Here is a 362-nt window from a genome sequence, read left to right as displayed (position 1 = left end):
TTGCTGAGCTTCGCTAAAGGCGCCGAAGTGAACAGATAACTTGACCAGTTCAATACTGCTTCGGAAGCGAGATGGCTCATGCTCTAAAGACTTAAGAAAATAGGTCTCAGCTAGTCGCAGATTACCTTGCATTGTGGCGCACAGGCCGGCATTTTCATAACTTGCGGAGACATAGTCGTAATCGGACTGTTGAATGGCTCGCTCAAACTGTCTTTGAGCCAAGGTATATTCTTGTCGTCGACATAAGAACACACCATAGTCATTCAACACGTCACCGCTTGTTGGTGATTCTGCCAATGCTTTTTTATACCAAATATCAGCAAGTTCAGACTCTGCTACCTGCTGGTAATAATAGGCTATTG

At 44.8% G+C, this 362-nt stretch carries 1 protein-coding gene; it reads right to left on the bottom strand.

The window, feature by feature from the left end:
* Positions 1 to 362, bottom strand: a 362-nt coding sequence (locus tag AB4585_RS28040) for a tetratricopeptide repeat protein (protein WP_372172035.1), incomplete at both ends; no start/stop codon positions are given.

Source organism: Vibrio sp. 10N.222.49.C9 (genome assembly GCF_041474985.1).
Lineage (GTDB): Bacteria > Pseudomonadota > Gammaproteobacteria > Enterobacterales > Vibrionaceae > Vibrio > Vibrio crassostreae_C.
The sequence above is the reverse complement of the archived record's forward strand: the minus strand, read 5'-3'. Positions and strand labels throughout refer to the sequence as shown.